This window comes from Tahibacter sp. (assembly GCF_032229445.1).
In the GTDB taxonomy this organism is placed as follows: domain Bacteria; phylum Pseudomonadota; class Gammaproteobacteria; order Xanthomonadales; family Rhodanobacteraceae; genus Tahibacter.
The window spans coordinates 175,775-194,884 of record NZ_JAVTWC010000093.1; the positions used below are offsets into that span (position 1 = coordinate 175,775).

Consider the following 19,110-nt stretch of genomic DNA (forward strand, 5'->3'; position numbering starts at 1 on the left):
AACATAGTCTGACCCGGTCCTTCTAGTCATTGGCGGGTTAGCGGCCTTTTGTCGGCCATAAAATTTAAATCCGGCAAAAATCATTTCGCCCCCCCCCCCCGCGCGGCTATAGCAGCCGGCAATGCAGTACGTAGCAGCTCGCCAACCGCCAACCGACGCCAACGCTCATACAGGGAACACCGGATAAGCGGTGCCTACTTCGCTGCTGTATCCGGCTGCTCGCCTCTACGAAAGCCGCTATCCAAAGGAGGTGAATATTCGAGACTGAATTGGGTTGGGCCAGAGGTTTCCTAAAATATGAATTCCTGTCCGCGCACCGTGGCGTCGCTCCCTTCGCCCGCCGTGTGGCCGGACTGTCGCAGATAGCTCAGCATCTCGATCTGCGCAGCCAGTGCGCGGATCGTCGGCGCTTCCAGGAAGTCCATCAACGGAATGGAAAGACCGTACTCGCTGTTGACGCGGGCGAGAAACTTCATCGCAAGGATTGAGTGGCCGCCTAGACTGAAGAAATTTTCTGTGACACCGACGCTTTCCAGTTGCAGGTATTCCGACCATGCCTGCGACAGATGCCGCTCCGCCTCGCTCTGTGCCGCCACATGCTGCGGGCGATGTCGTCCGACCAGGATCTCCGGCAGCGCAGCCCTGTCGATCTTGCCGTTGGCGTTCAACGGCATCTGCGCCATGAACAGCAGCGCCGACGGAACCATGTAGTCCGGCAACAACTGGCCGAGCTGGTGAACAACGCGCTGCTGCCATTGCTGTGTCGAGGCCTGCGGATCGGCCGCCAGCGCCTCATTGAGTGCCGCGTCGGTAGACGTCAGGTGAGCCCGCACGCAAGCATCGCCCGAAGGCGTCGTCGCCAAGGTGACGACGCAGGCGGCAACACCCTCGCATTTCAGCAACGCCGCCTCGACCTCACCCAGTTCCACGCGGAAACCGCGGATCTTTATCTGATGGTCACGCCGGCCGAGGCAGATCAGGCTGCCGTCCTCAGCCTGCCGGCACAAGTCGCCCGTACGGTAAAGCCGCTCGCCCTGCCGGAACGGATGCGGCACGAAGGCTTGGGCGGTCAGTTCGGGTTGCCGGTAGTACCCGGCGGCCAGACCATCTCCACCAATGTAAAGCTCGCCCACCGCGCCGGTGGGCTGCAACTGCAGGCCGGCGCTCAAGACATAGCACTGGGTGTTGTCGATCGGAAATCCGATGGAAACCCGCTGCCCTGCCCGGCATTTCCAGCGCATGGACCAGATCGTCGTCTCGGTAGGCCCGTACAGATTCCAGACTGACGAACCAAGTCCGCACAGGCGATTGGCCAGCGGGTCGCTGAGCATTTCGCCGCCCACGAGAATCTTGAGCGATCGCCCCACTGAGCCAAGCGCCGTGCTGTCCAGCAACAGCTGCCACATCGACGGCGTGGCCTGCATTATCGAGATGGCGTGTTCGTCCATGTACTGAGCAAGCCGCCTCACGTCCTTGCAGGCGGCCCCGTCGGCGAGGTGCAGCTGCGCGCCCGAAATCAGCGGCAGAAACAACTCCAGGCCGGCGATATCGAATCCAATCGACGTGACGGCGAGCAGGCGGTCGCTGCTGTCGATGCCCGGTGCATCAGCCATGGCCAATAGCAGGTTGCTCAATGCCCCGTGACCGACGCCAACACCCTTGGGCGTCCCGGTAGAGCCGGAGGTGAAAATGATATAGGCGAGCGTGTCCTCGGTCGGCGCTTGGCTCCGGTCGCCGGCGGCCGGCGCGGCCATCGGGTCGCCGCGGACGCAATCGTCCAGGACAATGATTTCGGCGCTCTCGTGAGCGCCATCGAACCAGCCCTGGTAGCGGCTTTCGGTGAGGATCATGTCAACCCTGGCCTGCCCCGCCATCGTGCGCAGCCGCGACGCCGGCTGCAGCGGGTCCAACGGCACATAGCTACCGCCGGCCTTGAGCACGCCGAGCAGCGCAGCCACCAGCGACGATGTCCTGTCCAGGCAGACGCCAACCACAGGGGCCTGCCGCGCGCTGCGCGCGCGAACGAAACGGGCTACCCGATCTGCGCGGACATTCAGCTCGGCGTAGGTGAATTCGCCATCGCTTGCAGCAATCGCCAGCCGTTCCGGTCCAAGGCTGCACTGGTGCTCGAACAGCGCATGGACAGGCTGCTGCCCACGCAGGGTCGCAGGCCCAGAGGCGACGTCCAGCAGCTGCTGGAGCTGCGATCCACCGACCAGCGCCAGGCAATCGAGCGGCAGGGACGGATCGGCGACAATCGATTCGAGCACGACTTCAAGCGCCTGTGACAATCCGCGGACCGTCGTCGGATCAAACAGAGCGGTCGCGTATTCCCACAGCACGTCAATGCCATGTTCCCTGTCCCAGCAGTAAAGCGAAAGATCGAACTTGCTGCACGGGTAGGACTGCTCTCTTGAACGGCAGTCGATACCTGCCAGCGAAAAATCCTGCTGATCGTAACTCTGCAGCGAGAGCATGATCTGAAACAGCGGCGAATGGCTTTGGGTCCGCGGCGGATTGAGCGATTCGACCAGCAATTCAAACGGCACCTCCGCATGCGCGAAAGCGTCGAGCGTGGTTTGCTTCACCGTAGCCAGGTATTGCAGAAACGATAGCGCGCCCTGCACATCGAAGCGCAGAACCAGATTGTTGATGAAGCAGCCGACCGCCCCCTCGAGCGCGGCAGTCTCGCGGCCCGCGACCGGGGTTCCGACCACAATTTCCGTGGCCTCGCCGAACCTCGACAGAACTATCGACCACGCTGCGTTGAGCAGCATGAACAACGTGGTATCTGTCTCGCTGCACAGAGTGCGTAGCGCGGCTGCCACATCGGCCCGTATGCAGCTTTCAAAATGTCCGCCTGCAAAGGTCTGGCGCGGCGGCCGCTCCCGATCAAGCGGCAAACTGTGCAGCGCCGGCAGACCGGCCAGTTGCCTGCGCCAATAGCCCAGCGAATCATCCATCTGCCCGGTCTGATGTCGCTCGCGCTGCCAGAGGGAATAGTCGATGTACTGAATCGCCCGGCCCGGGTCACCTTCACTGCATTCGCCCCGGCACAGCTGTGCGTACAGACACGAAAGTTCCTTCAGCAAGATGCTGTTCGACCAGCCATCCGACGCGATGTGATGCACTGTCAACAGCAGCACGTGCCGGCTCGCAGCGGTAACAATCAGCGTCGCGCGCAGCTTGACTGCGCTACCCAGTTCAAACGGTGCGAGCGCTTCGGCATCGACGAGTTCTGACTCCCGCCGCGAGCGAGAAATCGGCTCCAGGGAGGAAATATCCACAATCTCCAGCGTCAACTCGCACGAAGCGTCGATGCGCTGCACAACATCCCCGTCCGCAGCAACGAACATGGTGCGCAAACTGGAATGCCGCTGCACCAGTCGCTGCAGCGCACCGTGCAGCGCGTTGACGTTCAGTTCACCTTCCAGGCTGAAGGCACGCGGCAGATTGAACAGGGACCGCTGTTCGGGAAACTGGCTCAGGAAATAGACCCGCTGTTGCGCGAACGAAAGCGCTGCAACATCGCGGTCGCTGGCTTCAGGGCTCGAAACGGCCGGTCCAGGCGTGATGTCCGGCTGGCTGGCAATGTAGTTGGCCATGGCGCGTATCGTAGGCCGCTCAAATAGCGACTTGAGCGGCAGACTGACCCCAAGTCGCTTCCACACTGCGCCGCTCATCTTCAGCGCCAGCAGCGAGTGTCCGCCCAGCGCGAAGAAGCTATCGTTCGCTCCCACCTGCGTGCGCCCAAGCACGTCCTGCCAGATCTGCGCCAAGACTTGCTCGATCTCATTACGCGCGGGAGAAAGATCCGTGGCCGTGAGTTCAGGCAAGGGCAAGCGCGCTTCGTCCAGCTTGCCGTTACGCGTCAGCGGCAATGCCGCCAGCGATACCACTGCCGTAGGCACCAGATACGAAGGCAGCGAGTCGACCAGCATCGACATCACGCGCTGCTCGAAAGACGCCGACGGAATGTCGGCGACGACATAGGCCACCAGCTGAATCAAATCGGCGTCGTCTGCGGCCCGCAGGACTAGCACGGCGACATCCTTGACGGCACCATCGCGCCGACAGGCGCTTTCGATTTCGCTGAGATCGGCGCGATAGCCACGGATATTGATCTGGCGATCCTTGCGCCCCAGGCAGCGCACCACCGTATCCGACAGATAGCAGCCGCAGTCGCCCGTCCGATAGCGCTTGAGGCCATCTTCACGCACTGACAGCACCCGCGCAGTGCCGTCGGGATCGCCGAGATAGCCGTTCGAGAGGTGGAAACTCTCGATGTAGATCTCGCCGACTTCGCCCAGGCTGCAATCGTTGCCGTTCTCGTTGAGGATGAGCAGACGGGTATCGGGCGTCCACCTTCCCACTGGCACTGTGCCGCGGTAGGTCGACAGCCCCGAGGCGACAAAATAAGTCGAGCCGCGCTGTGTCTCGGTGGTGCCATAGCTGTTCAACACCGTAACGCGCGGATTGAGGCGCTTGATCGCATAGACCCGGTCACTGTGCAGTTTCTCGCCGGTCAGGAAGACCAGCTTCAGAGCGGGCAACGCCTCGCGGGTGTCGCACAGGATTTGAGATATCGCGGGCGTCAGGTGCGCAACGGAAATACGTTGCCGCGCAAACCACTCGGCAAGTCGTCCCGGTATCACCTCTGCATCGTCCGGAATGACCAGCGTGGCGCCAGTACACAGCGAGCCGAAGATGTCGCGCTGGATAGGGTCGTGACTCAGGCCGGACAGGAGACTGTAGCGATCTCCCGTGCCCACGCCCATACGTTCCGGCCACCACTGCAGGTAGCCACTCAGCCCTACGTGCGTGCCGACGACTGCCTTGGGCACGCCTGAGGTACCTGACGTAAAGGTGATGCAGGCCGGCTGGAAGGGATCCACGGCAGCAGACTCTGGCGCCTCAGGCTGCAGCGGAGCCGCGGCGAGCAGGTCATGTTGCGTAAACAGGCAGGGTAAAGATGTCGCGGCGATGCGTGCGCGCAACGTCGCATCAAAGGCTTCGGGCAGGCCGCAGAAGACCACCCCGGTGGGGGCCAGAATGCCGAGCAGCTGCAGCGTGCGTTCGACGGGCTGATCCGGATTGATCAGCGAGAACGCCCCCCCCGCCTGAAGTGTCGCAAAGATGGAAACAACGAGGTTTACCGAACGCGTTGCGACGACTGCCACGCGGGCGCCCGGCTCCACGCCAGCCTGGCGCAATGCGGTGGCGAAACGGGTCGAGGCCTCCAGCAGCTGCCGGTAGGAATAGTCCGTTTCGCCTGCGACGATGGCGATGGCCGCAGGCTGCTGCAAGGCCAACCGCCGGAACAGCGCATGCACCGGTCCCGGCCAGAACTGTCGTACTTTGCCGCCGCCACGCGCCGCCATTGGGCCGGCGGCATCTTCGTCCACTTCTGCATCAAGGGAGAATGCGCCACAAGGCTGATCGCTGTCTTGCGCAATCCTTCGCAACAGACGTTCGTACTGCCCGAGCAGGCGCTCTATCGTGGCTGGCGCAGCGAACGCCGCGCGGAAGTGGCAGTGCAGGTCCCAGCCTGAAGACCCGCCAAGAACGTACATGGTCAGGTCGAATTTTGTGTCCACGATGCCGACGTCATCGACATGCATCTGGAAATCGCCGGTACCTGCCGTTTCGGCGTCTTCGTTAAGCATGTTGAAGAAGACGTTGAACAGCGGCGCTGCATCCTCCCGCCGATGGGGATTCAACTCGACAATACGTTCGAACGGAAGGTCCTGATGAGCCAGGACCTGTGCAGTTTCCCTGACATGACGGCGCAGGTAGGCGTCGAACGTTTCGCGCAGATCAACATCCACGCAGACCGGCAGATTGTTGAGGAAATTTCCGTAGACCCGATCAGCGTGAGCGAGATTGCGTCCCGCGACCGGAATGCCGGTACCGACGCGGGCATTTCCGGACAGCCTACCGATCAGCAGGCAGAACGCCGCATGCATCACATTGAAAAGCGTGCCCTGATGACGCTGCGCAACCGCCGTCAACTGGTCACGCAGAGCACCGTCCAGCGGAAGGCTCAGAAAGCCTGACGCGGGATGTTCGGTTTCTTCAACCGACGCCGGTAGGCGTACGCGCTCGAAGGGTTGCTGCAGATAGTCGCGCCAGAAACTTTCCTGTTGAAGCGCTGCGGCACTGTTTAGCCAGTCTCTCTGCCACATCACATAGTCGGGGTAATCGAACGGGGCCGCTTCGCCCGTATAGGCCCGGCCGCCACGTCCCGCGTCGTACCTGGCGAGCAGTTCTGACAGGAACTCCTGGAATGAAATGCCATCGAAGATCAGGTGGTGCACGACGATGTTCAGGCGGAAGCGCTGCTCCGAGAGTTTCAGCAACAGCACCGAAAGCAGCGGCGCCCGGTACAGGTCGAACACCTGGGTTCCATGCCCGTTCAACAAATCGCGTGCGTTCGTGTCGGTTGCGTCGCCATCGTCAGAAAGATCGCGATACTTGATTGGAACCGCCAGCGGTAGGGGCAGCACCCTTTGCCTGGGTTCGGCGCCGGTACGCACCAGCACGGTCCTGAACGCATCATGGGACGCGATGATCGCGTCCAGGCTACGCTGTAGCTGCACCACGGAAACCTCTCCGTCAAGCCGTACACCAACCTGAATATTGTTCTGGTTGGTGCCAGGATCCAGCTGCTCCACGAACCACACCCGCAACTGCGCATAGGAAAGCGGAAGCTCATCGCTGCGGTCAACCCGGGCAACGCCTCCGTCGTTGCCTGTAGCCTGCTCGATGCGCTGAGCCATGTCAGCCAGATTGGCCGCCTCGTACACATCCTTCATTGACAGCCGCACGCCGAGCTGTTGGTCGACCGCATTAATAAGTCGCGTCAGCAGCAATGAATGCCCGCCCAGAGCGAAGAAGTTGTCGCCGGGCTGTGGGCCTTCACACCTGAGCACCTCGCACCAGATGCGCGCGAGGGTCTTCTCGGCAGCCGTCGCGATTCCGGCCACAGTGACTGAGGCGTCGTCTGCCTGCGGCAGGGCTGCGCGATCAATCGTTCCGTACAGCGTAAGCGGCAGCGTTGGAAGCACAACGATGGCGGATAGCTGCATGTAATGTGGCAACTTTCCGCGCAGCGCCTCGTGCAACCGCAACTGCAAAGCGGGAAAACTTCGGACCGGGATGCGCGTCGCTACATATCCGACAAGGCGTGACTCTCCTGCGCCGGTCCGGACCAGCGTCACGGCCGACTGCGTAACATCCCGGTCTTGCGACAGCGCGGCCTCGATTTCGCCGGGCGCGACGCGGAAACCGCGCAGCTTCAGCTGGCTGCCAACGCGTCCAATGAATTCGAGCATGCCGTCGGCGCGCAGGCGCGCAAGGTCGCCCGTGCGGAAAAGCCGGCGGTAGCGCCCGGCGACATCGCCATGGCCTTCGCGTTCCAGCAACGGGTTTTCGACAAACACGACGTCGGTCTGTTCATGCTTGCCGTGGTAGCCACGCGCCAGACAGGCGCCGCCGAGATACAACTCGCCGACTGCACCGATCGCGCACAGCTGCATGCTGCTGTCCATGACATAAGCCCGTGCATTGCCTATCGGCCGCCCGATCGCGGGTTCGGCGCCCGCGTTGCGCTCCACCTTGCTAAACGTGCCGTACGCAGTGCCCTCGCACAATGCATAAAGGTTGCATACCGACTCGATACCGGCCTGTGCGTAGATGGCGTCGACCAGGCGCCGACGCAGCGGCTCGCCCGCGAGGTTGACGGTAACCACCGAAGCGGGAAGTGTGCCGTTGCCAATCAGTTCCGCGACTGCCGACGGCGTGCCCTGAATGAGTCGCACTGCACTGCTTGGCGGCAGGTGCGGCAAATCCGCAAGACTGTCCACAAGCACAATCTGTCCGCCTGTATGCAGCGGCGCAAACAGCTCGAAGATCGACAGGCCTGAACCGATGGACGTACTCGCCAGCACGCTTTCAAGCTCGCGCGCGCTGTACACCCGCCGCGCCCACTCCAGCAGACACACGGCATTGCGGTGATCAATCATCACGCCCTTGGGCGCGCCGGTAGATCCCTGCGTATACAGGACGTAGGCCAACGCGCCCGCCTCCGGACATCGGCTTTGCGGCGCCGCAGATGTGAACAACTGCGCAACCCCGGCCGGCATCGCAAGCAGGCCATCACGGTACTCCGGTGCCGTGTCGTCAATCGTGATGCAGGAAGTGCCGTATTCCTGCAGACGTTCCGACACGGAGCGATGGACTAGTGCCCAGCGCATGCCGCTGTCCACGATCACGTGGCGCAATCGCGATTGGGTATGGCCAATATCAAGCGGCACGCAGGCCGCGCCGGCTTTCAGCACCGCCAGGATGGCAACGACCAGGTCCAGGCTGCGGTGCAGGTGAACACCAACCAGATCGCCACGACCTATACCGAAGTTGCCCAACCCCGCGGCCAGGGCATCGGCTTTCTCGTTCAACTCGTGATACGTCAGTGACGAGCCACGGCAACGGATTGCAGTAGCAGCGGGCGTATCCGCCGCTTGCCGCTCAAAGCCCTGATGCAACAGATCCGTCTCGTTGAATCCAACATCGGTTTCGTTACACAGCCGCACCGCCAAGTCGTGCTCGGCGGCATTCGGCAGGACGAACGCGCCGACGGCGTCATGTGGTTTTTCGACGACGACGCCAAGCAACGATTCAAAGCCGCGCGCAATGTCTGCGATTGTGTCTTGATCGAACAGATCGCAGCTATATTCCCAGGCAAGCCGTGCGCCCTCGTCGTCTTCGGTCACGTCCAGCAGAAGGTCGAACATGCAACTGGTAAAGACTTTGGGCGGAATTTCGCTGACTTGCGTCCCTGTCAAAGTAAGCGCGTGCCGCTCGTTGTTCTGCAACGACAGCATGATCTGGAATATCGGCGAATGGCTGAGGTCGCGCTGCGGAGCTACCGCCTCAGTAAGCTGCGCGAAAGACAGCCGCTGATGATCGAACGCCTCCACGACGACGCCACGGCTTCGCCGCAACAGGGCGGCGAAGGAATCGCTGGCCGCGACTGCGCATCGCAGCGGGAGCGTATTTACGAAGAACCCGACTACCGGATCCAATTCCTCATCGTGCCGGCCAGCTACCGGCGTGCCGATGACGATGTCCTGATCCCCGCTCAAGCGGTGAATCGTCGCCGCAAGCAATGCATGCAAGCCGACGAACAGAGTCGTATTCGCCTGCAGACATAGGCGACGCAGCCCGTCCAGGCTGGCGCCTGGGAGAGTCTGATGCCATACGGCTCCCCGGAAACTCTGCGTGGAAGGCCGCGCGCGATCCAGCGGCAGGCCATGCAGCGCTGGAATGCCGGACAACTGCTGCTTCCAGTAATCCGTGTCGCGCAGCAAACTCGAAACCGGCTGGCGCCGCTGCCAGCGTGCGAAGTCGCGGAATTGCAGTGGCAGCGCAGTTGGCTCCACTGCAGCCGCTCCCGTTTCCAGCGCGTAATACGCCGAGAGGTCGCGCTTGATCAGCTCCAGCGACCAGCCGTCCGCCGCGATGTGATGCACAAGCAGCATGAAGTGGTAATGCTGCGCTTCCAGCTTCGCCACGACCGCGCGCAGCATGGGCGCTGAATCTAACGCGAGCGGACGCGATATCGTATTTTCCAGCAGGCTCAACAGCAGGCTTTGCGCGCTGTTGATGCCCGCCTGCGACAGATCAACCACCGCCAGCTCCAGCCCTGCCTCCGCATGGATGAACTGGCGTGGTTCGCCATCCACGACGCGATAACGGGTCCGCAGAGTCTCGTGCCGCCGTACCACCCGGCGCAGCGCCCTTTCGAGGCAATCGGTCTGTAACGCCCCATAGACGTCGAAGTTGAGCTGGAGATGATAGTGCTGACTGGCACCTTGCAACTGGTCGGCAAACCATAGCTGGTGTTGCGGATAGGACAGAGGCTCCCCCGCTGCCTCGCCCGCCACCGGCCCAGGCATGGCAAAATCATCCCCAACGCATGTTTCACCGCGCTGCAGCGCTTGGTCGATGACGCAGGCCATCTGCGCCAGGCCTGGATTCTTATAGGTTTCTGCAAAGGTGAGGCGCACGCCGAAGCTGCGTGCGATCAGGTTGAGTAGCTTAGCCAGCAGCAGCGAATGGCCACCCAGTTCGAAGAACGTATCGTGCGCGGACGGAGTCGACGCGCTGGCGAGCGCGCTGGACCAAAGTGACGCCAGACGCTGCTGCGTCGGCGTGGCAAGCTCCGCCACGACTGAGCCGCTGCGGCCGTAGATCGGCTCGGGCAAAGCCTTCCGGTTTACTTTTCCGTTGGGAAGCAACGGAAGTGCCTTGAGCACCATAAAGGCCGCCGGCATCATGTAATGGGGCAGGAACTGCGCCAGCCACGTCTTCAGTGCGTCGCGCAACGGTGCATCCGAGGCCGCGGCGGCCGAGGGCGCGACATAGGCAACGATACGCTGGTCACCGCCAGCAACTTTATGCACGACGACGACACATTCGCGCACATCGGCAAGCTTGAGCAGGCGGGCTTCGATCTCACCCAACTCGATGCGGAAACCACGGATTTTGGCCTGGTGATCCACACGCCCCATGAATTCGATCTGGCCGTCGGACGACCAGCGCGCCCGGTCGCCTGTCCTGTAAAGCCGGGCATAGATCTGCGGATCACCCCTCGTAGCGTCGTAGAACGGGTTGGCAATGAAAACTTTCTCGGTCAGCTCGGACTTGTTGAGATAACCACGCGCCAGGCTGGCACCACCCAGGCAGAGTTCACCGACCACCCCGACCGGCACCTGCGCAAGACGCTCATCGAGAATGAAGGCCTGACTGTGCGGTAACGGCAAGCCGATGCTAGGCTCTGCCTCCGAATTTCTTTCCACCAGGGTAAACGTGGAATATGTCGTATCTTCCGAAGGCCCGTACAGGTTGTAGACCGACTCGACTTTGCTTTTTGCATAAATACTGTCTACCAGCGCACGCCGCAACGGTTCGCCGGCAAGGTTCACCACCCGCACACTGTCGGGAATCTTGCCCGAAAGAACCAGTTCGTTGACGGCCGAGGGAACACTATTGATCAGCGTCACGGCATTGAACTGCTCTGGCGCCGCAATCAGATCGAGCAGGCTGTCAACGATAGTCAGACGGCCGCCGCAGGTCAGCGGCCCGAAGAACTCGAACACCGACAGATCGAAGTTCATTGACGTGCTGGCAAGGACATTCTGCATCACGTGGATCGGAAATGTGGTGTGCACCCAGCGCAGGAAACACACCGTGTTGCGGTGCTCTATCATCACGCCCTTGGGCTGACCCGTAGAGCCCGAGGTATAGATGGCGTATGCAAGGCGACCATGATCCGCAACGCTGCAGAAGTCCGCCGCCTGCGTGTCGCCGATAGCCCTGAGCGCGACTGAGTCCAGCGTTTGCAGTTCGTTGGCCTGCCATTGGAAAGTGCGATAGTCGGCATCGTCGAAGCGCGACGAGTGCGCAGCCTCGGTAATTAGCGTGCTGACCCCGGCATCCTGCAGTAGATATGCGGTGCGCTCCGCCGGGTAGGTAGGATCGAGCGGCAAGTATGCTGCGCCGCTCTTCAGCACGGCGAGGATGGAACATACCAATGCTGGACTTCTGCCCAGGTACACGCCCACGAACTGCTCGTGCTGTACGCCAAGCTGGCGTAGGTGATGGGCCAGCCTGTCCGATGCATTGTCAAGTTGACGGTAGGTGATCACGTTTGTTGCGTGACTTATCGCAATCGCGTCGGGTGTCAGCCGTGCCTGGCGCTCGAACAGTGCGTGAATTGTCGCCGTATCCTCAAAGGGTTCCCAGGTACGCCCCAGCGCCGCCAGTTGTCGCGCCTCAAGCCCGCTGATCAGGGATACCGACTTGAAGCTGGTGTGCGGGCTATGCAGTGCGCCACGGAGAAAACACGCGAAGTTTTCCGCCATCCTCAGAACGCTGTCGTGGCTGAACAAACCCAAAGAGTATTCCCAGCCGAGATCGCCGCCGCCCTCCTGCAGCCGGACGTGGATATTCAGATCGAGCGACCCGGCCCAGCGGTACTGGCAGGCACCGACCAGTTCACGCCCAGTTTCGAAGGTGAGCAGAATCTGGAAGTACGGGTGATAGCCCTGTTCGCGCTGCTTCGACCATAGACACGACAGGGGTTCCATGTCGGTCATCCTGTGCAGAACGGCCTTCGACCCCATCAACTCCACGATACTGCCGTCTTCGGGCAGGGAAAGGCGCAAAACGCAGAGATCGCCATCTCCGTATGCGGAAGGCGGACGCCAACTTCCCAGCGTGATATCCGATTCACCGCTGTAGCGAGAGAGGAATGCGCCCGCCAGCACTGCGAGCGTATCTTCGGGGGGGCGCCCCCAGCTTTCGGACAAGAGAGCCAACGCGGCAGGCAGATCAGCCGCGAGGCGAACCACGGCCATTCCCTTGGCTACGCACGGAGTGGGCAGGCGATGGTGATCGACTGGCAGCGCATGTAATGCGTGCACGGCAGGCATCCGGCCATGGAAAGCCTGCAAGGCTTCAATCAACCCCGCCCTGTTATCAGCAATCCTGTCCAGTGCCGGCTGTACATGCGGCCCCTCCGGCATGGAGACAATCAACTTACGCGTATCACCCAATACGAGCGAAGCATCAAGCCGGGATATTTCCTGGAGAACTGATCTGACCGATGTATCCATGGACTGGCAGCTCGTCGTCTTGTTGTGGCACTCCGGCGCTCGACTGCACCACGAATGGCCACGGCAGTTTCAGCACAAGGACAACTGCGACTACGCCGCGCCGCCCCCGCGACACTTCAAAATTTTTGGATTATGCAACCCCCCAAGCAAATGCCCCCGCTTCTCTGTGCTACGAACTCAAGCACGAAGCATCACTTGTCCATCTAGCATGACACATTACAGCGAGTGCGCGCGCATAACACGCTTTTTGGCACAACGTTGAATTGTTAGTTTCACGTTGTTACACTCGAACTCTCCGTGTATACCAGTTCCGACCGACCTATCTGGCGCTATGTTTGCGCTGCGGAGAACATCAGGGGTCTCTTCGTTGCTTTCCAGTCCGTGGTTTGTGCGACACGGCCAGGCGGAACGCCCGGCATTACGTCTTTTCTGCTTCCCGTACGCGGGGGGAAACGCCAGCACGTACGCAGAATGGGCAAGTCGGATGCCTGGCAACGTGGATATCATCGCGGTACAGCTCCCCGGCCGGGCGACGCGGTTGCGCGAGCCTGCGCACACGGACATGACAAGGCTGGTTGCCGAGCTGAAGTCTGAGGTGCTTCCGTTGCTGGACATTCCCTATGTCACTTTTGGATACAGCCTCGGAAGCCGAATAGCTTTTGAGCTGGTGCGGCAATTGCAGAATACGGGCGGACCTGAGCCGCGACTGTTCATCGCGGCGGCGAGCCGTGCGCCACATCTGCCCTCCCGCATGTTGCCGACTTATCACCTGCCCGATGATCTTTTTCTCGCAAAGCTTGCCGCGCTGAACGGCACACCGCGCGAAGTGCTGGAAAACAGCCAGATAATGCAGCTGTTACTGCCGACATTGAAGGCTGATTTTCGCGTTGCCGATACTTACCAGCCGCCTGGAACCGTGCTCGGATGCCCCCTGGCCGTTCTGGCCGGGCTGGACGACCGCGAAGTCAATTATCCGGATCTGCTTGCATGGCGCGAACTGACACTGCAATTCGTCGGACTCGACTATCTCGCTGGTGATCATTTTTTCATCAACCAGTGCGGTACCCTGCTTGCCGACAAGGTAAGTCAACTGCTTCACGAAAATGCCCTCCAACGCACGACTGCATGACCTAAGGCCGTAGCTCCCGCCGCCGGGGCCTCACATGCGCAGCTTTAGAGGCTACTACACCTTCGAACTCTGCAGGCACTCCAATGACTCGAATCGACAACGCCGCGATGCCTTATGACATGACCGTCGAACGTGGCTTTGCCGACATAAGCCTGAGGCCCGGACAGCTGGGCTGTGCCGATTTCCGCAGTGACTACGGGCTTCGTTATGCATGCCTCGCAGGCGCGATGTACAAGGGTATCGCCTCGCAGGATCTGGTCGTTGCGATGGGCAAAGGCGGATTCCTCGGCTTTCTCGGCACGGGCGGCATGCGCCTGGACGAGGTCGAATCGAGCATCCGTTTCATACAGTCGTCGCTGGCGCGCGAGCATGCCTATGGTATGAATCTACTGGCCAACAACAGCGCTCAGTACGAGGATGCGATAGTCGACTTATTTCTAAAGTATCGTGTACGCCATGTCGAGGCGTCCTCGTACATGCAGTTGACACCATCGCTGATCCGCTACCGGCTCAAGGGAATTCATGTCGATGCCAACGGACGTGTCGTAGCTCCCAACAAAGTGATGGCAAAGCTTTCAAGGCCTGAAGTGGCAGAGCAGTTCGCAAGTCCTCCAAGCGAAAAGATCGTCAGCCTGCTCGTGCACCAGGGCCACATCTCGCTGCAGGAAGCGGAACTCAGCCGACATATCCCGGTCGCGCAGGAAATCTGCGTCGAGGCGGATTCCGGCGGACACACCGACCAGGGCGTAGCATTCGCCATTTTTCCGGCGATAAGACAACTGAGCCAGACGCTGCACCAACGCCATCGCTATGCCCAACCCTTCCGCGTGGGCTGCGCCGGCGGCATAGGTACACCCGAGGCGGCGGCGGCGGCATTCGCGATGGGGGCGGATTTCATCGTCACCGGGTCCATCAACCAGTGCACGGTCGAAGCGAGCACCAGTTCCGAAGTCAAGGATCTGCTTCAGGCGATCAATGTCCAGGACACAGCCTACGCGCCGGCAGGCGACCTGTTCGAGCTCGGCGCAAAAGTTCAGGTGCTGAAGAAAGGAGTATTTTTCCCTGCCCGTGCCAACAAGCTGTACGAGCTGTACAGCAATCACGAGTCGCTCGACCAGATCGATGCAAAGACACTGCGGATGTTGGAGGAAAAATATTTCCGCCGCACGATCGACGAAGTCTGGGCCGAGACCGAAGCCTTCCACGAGCAATACCGCCCAGACGAACTGAAGCTCATCCGCGCCAGCCCAAAGAAGAAGATGTCGGCGATCTTTCGTTGGTATTTCGTCAGAACTTCCCGCCTGGCGCTGAGCGGCGATCCGCATTGCAAGGTTGACTACCAGGTCCACACTGGTCCTGCACTGGGCGCTTTTAATCAGTGGGTCAAAGGCACCCAGCTTGAAGACTGGCGGCAACGCCGCGTCGCCGAAATCGGACACCATCTCATGCAGGGCACAGCCGAACTCATGTCGCGCAATGTGAACAAGCTGCTTCGCATTGCAGCCGCCGGGTATTGAAGTGTAGGCGCCACCGCGGATTCACCGACACCGTCACGGATACACTCGTCGGAGCGCCCTTCCCAAGTCGGTTAATTCGCCCGGCAAGCATAGGTCGGGGACGCCGGCTCAGTACCACCACCAACGCGGCGAAATCATTTCGCCATGGACGAGCGCGAGTGATTTTCTCCAAGCCATAGCGGCTGCCAGCGCCAGCGCGTGATGCTGCGCCACAGCCATTCCATTGGGCCGTAGCGCAGGCGCGCAAGCCAGTATCGGGAAAAAGCCGCCTGTGCGGCGCCAATGGCGACTACCAGCAGCAACTGCTGCATGCGTGAGACCTGACCAAACCAACCGAGTCCGTAACCGTAGAAAACCATTCCCAACACAAGGGAATGCATAAGATAGTTGGTCAACGCCATCCTTCCCAGCGGCGCCAACCAGAAAAGTCGCGTGCGCCACCGGGGACTCTCCATCGCCAGCACGCATATGGCGAAATACCCTGAGGCCAGCAACGGATGACCAAGCTGCATCAGCAGGAAGCTCAGGATGGCGAAGGAGTCGACCATCCGGGTGGCAGGATGGCTGCTCAGCGTATAGGCAGCAACACTGGCTGCGAATCCCAAGACCAATCCTGCCCACGCAACCACGCGGAATATCGCCAGATGGCGCCCGGGATCATGCATTGTGCCACTTCGCACCAACCAGAAACCAAACAGGAATATCGGGAGCAGAGGGAAGATAACGAAGCCGGGTGCTTCAGCAAGATGCCGCCATGCAACTTCCGCACGGTAGCGCGATGCCGTCCAGTAATCAGGCTGAGTCAACGCCACAGTTTCCGCAGTCACGCGTTCCCGATGCTGAGCGCGGACCAGCGCGCGCGCCAGCGCTTCCTTGCGGATCTGAGCGTCCGCCACACCGCCGCTCGCATGATCGCCATCAACCTTGCCATCATGCGCGAACGAACCGGCGATGCCTCGCCGGTCCGCCTCGATCCGTCTCGTCATCTCCTCGGACTTGAGGCGATGCTGCCAGCTGCTCTCGAGCCGAGCCCTGTCATTGAACAGGCCCTGAGCAAAGCCGACGAAGGAACCGACAACAAACGGCAGCGCCATGGCAGCAACGCTCACTCGCAGCAGTAGGCGGTTATTGTCGAACCGGCGCAGCCAAGGCGTGCGAAACAGCACCGTCAAGCCCAGCAACAGCAGACCGCCAAGCGCATAACGATGAAGAATGTCGCCACTCCACAACAGCACCAGATGCAGCAGACCAAATACAAAAAGTGCGCCCATTCTGCGCGAAAACGCCGCCAAAAAAGGCTGACCTCGGGCTTCTGCCCGGATCAGCATCAACGCAAACCCCATCCCGAACAGCAATGAAAAGAGCCGGTAGAACTTACCCTCGACAAAAATCTTGACGAACCAGGCGACAGCATAGTCAGCACCACTGATCGTCACGTCCATTCGCGGCAGTTCGGCCACCGGGCGGTTGAACCACTCGATATTCATCCACAGAACACCGATCAAGGCGAAGCCCCGAAGCACATCCATCGCATCGACGCGCTGGTCCGTGGAAACCTGGGCGGCAGGCGCAGGGCCAATTGCACGACTGGAATCCCGATCCGGCTCGCTGGACGTCAGCATTGTTAACCCTTGACAAAGAGTTACGGGCGACAAAACGAGTTAGGATTGTACTAAGGACTTTAGCGATAAATTACGTATTTCGCGCATTTGTTTCATAGCGCTTGTGATGCGAAGCACAAATAGTTTTCTAAGCGGCTATGCTCGTTCTGGTAGCCGCCTGGATGGATCGCGCGACGATTTCGGCATGCGGACGCGGTCAACTTGCGGTTTCAGTGCGGCGAACTGCCTCTATGCGCGGCGCGCGACCCGACGACACCGATTCCGTGGAGGCCGCCGCGGGCTGTACCCACACGAAGGTCCGACAGAATACGGCAGCCCGCCGGCATCCTCAGGGAAGCGTGGGACGCTTCCTGTTCTGCGCGGTCAGGCAGGGAAAAAAGGCGACGCCGAATTCCGCGCCCGTGGACAGAACTCAGTAGTGGCCGATGAGGTTGAGCCGTTTGGCTCGCTTCTCGAATGCCTTGTAGACCACGATTCCCAAGCCGAGATAAACCATCGAGTTGAGTGCGACCAGGGCCAGTGCGCCGATCTCCAGCGGGACGCCACCGATGATGTTGTCGCGGGCAACAGACGCACCCAGCGTGAACGGCAGCAGGCTGAACCAGTTAAGCGGATACGCATCGACTGCCACGAGTGCCATACACGACATCAGCAGGACACCGGAAACGGTCTGCACACGCTTGAATACCAACGCAAGGCCGGTGACCATCATACCGACACCGATCAGCGATGGCGCGGCAGCGAGCAGAATCAGGTAGAAGACGGCGAAATTGATGTTCAGCCATTTTCCGGTCAGGGCCATGGCGATGTAGGCCAGCCCTGTCACCAGCAGGAGATTCCACAGCACGATCACTACCACCCGGGCAAGGATCAGCTTGACCAGCCCAAGCGGGCAAAGGAAGAGCTGACTGATGATCCCGGTTTGATTGGCCAGGATCATACTTTGGCTGGACGACGTGAACGCAGCAATGGAGAAGAACCAGATGATGTAGCCGAACAGCAGCCCGTCCAGCGACGGCTGCTCGCCTGGCTTGTCGTAGAAAGACTGGATTCCATAGAACAACGCGAGGAATACCAACGAAACCATGATCATGGTCGTTACGGTTTCGAACCAGTATTCCCAGGTCGTAATGAGGTGCAGACGGGCCTCGGTCTTCAGCAGATGGGCAAAGTTCATGCGCGCAAGCCTTCCGATGCCAACAGTTTTTTGTATGCCTTCTCCAGAGAGAGAGGCATGATGGTCATATCCAGAACATGCATCGCGCTTGCCTCAAGCCAAGCCAGCAATCCCATCACTGCATCCGGTGCGTTGTACTGAACCACCAGCTTTGCGCCATTCAGCTCCGCGCGAGTGGCCTCGCCGTCAAACAGGCAAGCAATCTTCGAAGCGACCGCTGCTACTGACGCTTCCTCCACGGTCAGCACGAGTTCGTACTGGAACAGAGTCTCGCGCAGATCCTTGATGCCGCCGTCGAAAAGCACACGCCCCTTGTCGATCAGAACCACCCGCGTGCATACCTTGTCGATGAAGCCCAGATCGTGCGAGGTAATCAGCATCGCCTGATTCCCTTCGTGCTGAATTTCCAGGAGCACGCGTTCCAGTTCATCCATCGTCTGCAGGTCGAGACCCAGAGTGGGCTCATCGAGCATCAGCAGCTTGGGCTGATGGACCAGTGCGCATAACAACGCGGTTTTCTGTCGATTACCCGTGGACAGACGCGCCACGATGCGAGAGCCATACTGGCTCAGGCCCAGCCTGTCCATCAGTGAGTCGATGATCGGTAACGCCTTGCGGTCCGAGACCCCGCGTATCCCGCTGAAATAGAGCGCGTTCTGTTTGGCGCTCAAGCGCCAGTTCAGATCCCGGCTACCCTCGAGCACCGCGCCAATCTCGGCAAGATACTGCTTGCGCCCGCGGATGGGTTGGCCTTCGAAATAGATATCGCCGCCCTCCCACTCCAGTAGCCGGCAGATTGACCGCACTGTCGTCGTCTTGCCCGAGCCGTTTGCTCCAAGCAATGCTACGCGCTCGCCGGCGGCGATCGACAGAGTGACGCCGTCGAGAGCCGTGAATTTACCGTAAGTCTTGGTGAGGCTCTTGATTTCTAGCAGCATGGTCGCAGCGCAGTAGGAAGGGGGGCGTCAACTCGTGTCCAGCAAGAACG

General features: G+C 60.6%; 6 protein-coding genes. 2 read left to right on the forward strand and 4 right to left on the reverse strand.

The window, feature by feature from the left end; all coding sequences use genetic code 11:
• Positions 1-290: 290 nt before the first annotated feature.
• Entirely contained in the window at positions 291-12,677 is a 12,387-nt protein-coding gene (locus RUU78_RS15920; protein WP_313918324.1) for a non-ribosomal peptide synthetase, read from the reverse strand.
• Positions 12,678-13,008: 331 nt separating this feature from the next.
• Here RUU78_RS15920 and RUU78_RS15925 point away from each other — a divergent pair, with 331 nt between their 5' ends.
• The gene (locus tag RUU78_RS15925) at positions 13,009-13,806 is read left to right on the forward strand and encodes a thioesterase domain-containing protein (RefSeq protein ID WP_313918327.1); all 798 of its coding nucleotides are present in this window, start codon (positions 13,009-13,011) and stop codon (positions 13,804-13,806) included.
• 83 nt (positions 13,807-13,889) lie between these two features.
• Positions 13,890-15,323, forward strand: coding sequence for a PfaD family polyunsaturated fatty acid/polyketide biosynthesis protein (locus tag RUU78_RS15930; protein WP_313918329.1), 1,434 nt, complete (start codon positions 13,890-13,892; stop codon positions 15,321-15,323).
• A gap of 134 nt (positions 15,324-15,457) precedes the next feature.
• Here the strand turns inward: RUU78_RS15930 and RUU78_RS15935 are convergent, their stop codons facing one another.
• From RUU78_RS15935 to RUU78_RS15945, 3 genes are all read right to left on the reverse strand, one after another.
• Positions 15,458-16,945 carry a DUF418 domain-containing protein gene (locus tag RUU78_RS15935; RefSeq protein WP_313918331.1) on the reverse strand — a complete coding sequence of 496 codons (1,488 nt, stop codon included), beginning with the start codon at positions 16,943-16,945 and terminating at the stop codon, positions 15,458-15,460.
• A 412-nt stretch (positions 16,946-17,357) separates the two neighbouring features.
• Positions 17,358-18,122 (reverse strand): ABC transporter permease, encoded by a 765-nt coding sequence (locus RUU78_RS15940; protein WP_313918333.1) that lies wholly within the window; start codon positions 18,120-18,122, stop codon positions 17,358-17,360.
• Positions 18,119-19,060, reverse strand: a complete 942-nt coding sequence (locus tag RUU78_RS15945) for an ABC transporter ATP-binding protein (RefSeq protein WP_313918334.1) — start codon at positions 19,058-19,060, stop codon at positions 18,119-18,121. The genes RUU78_RS15940 and RUU78_RS15945 overlap by 4 nt, the downstream gene beginning before the upstream one ends.
• Between the last annotated feature and the right edge of the window lie 50 nt (positions 19,061-19,110).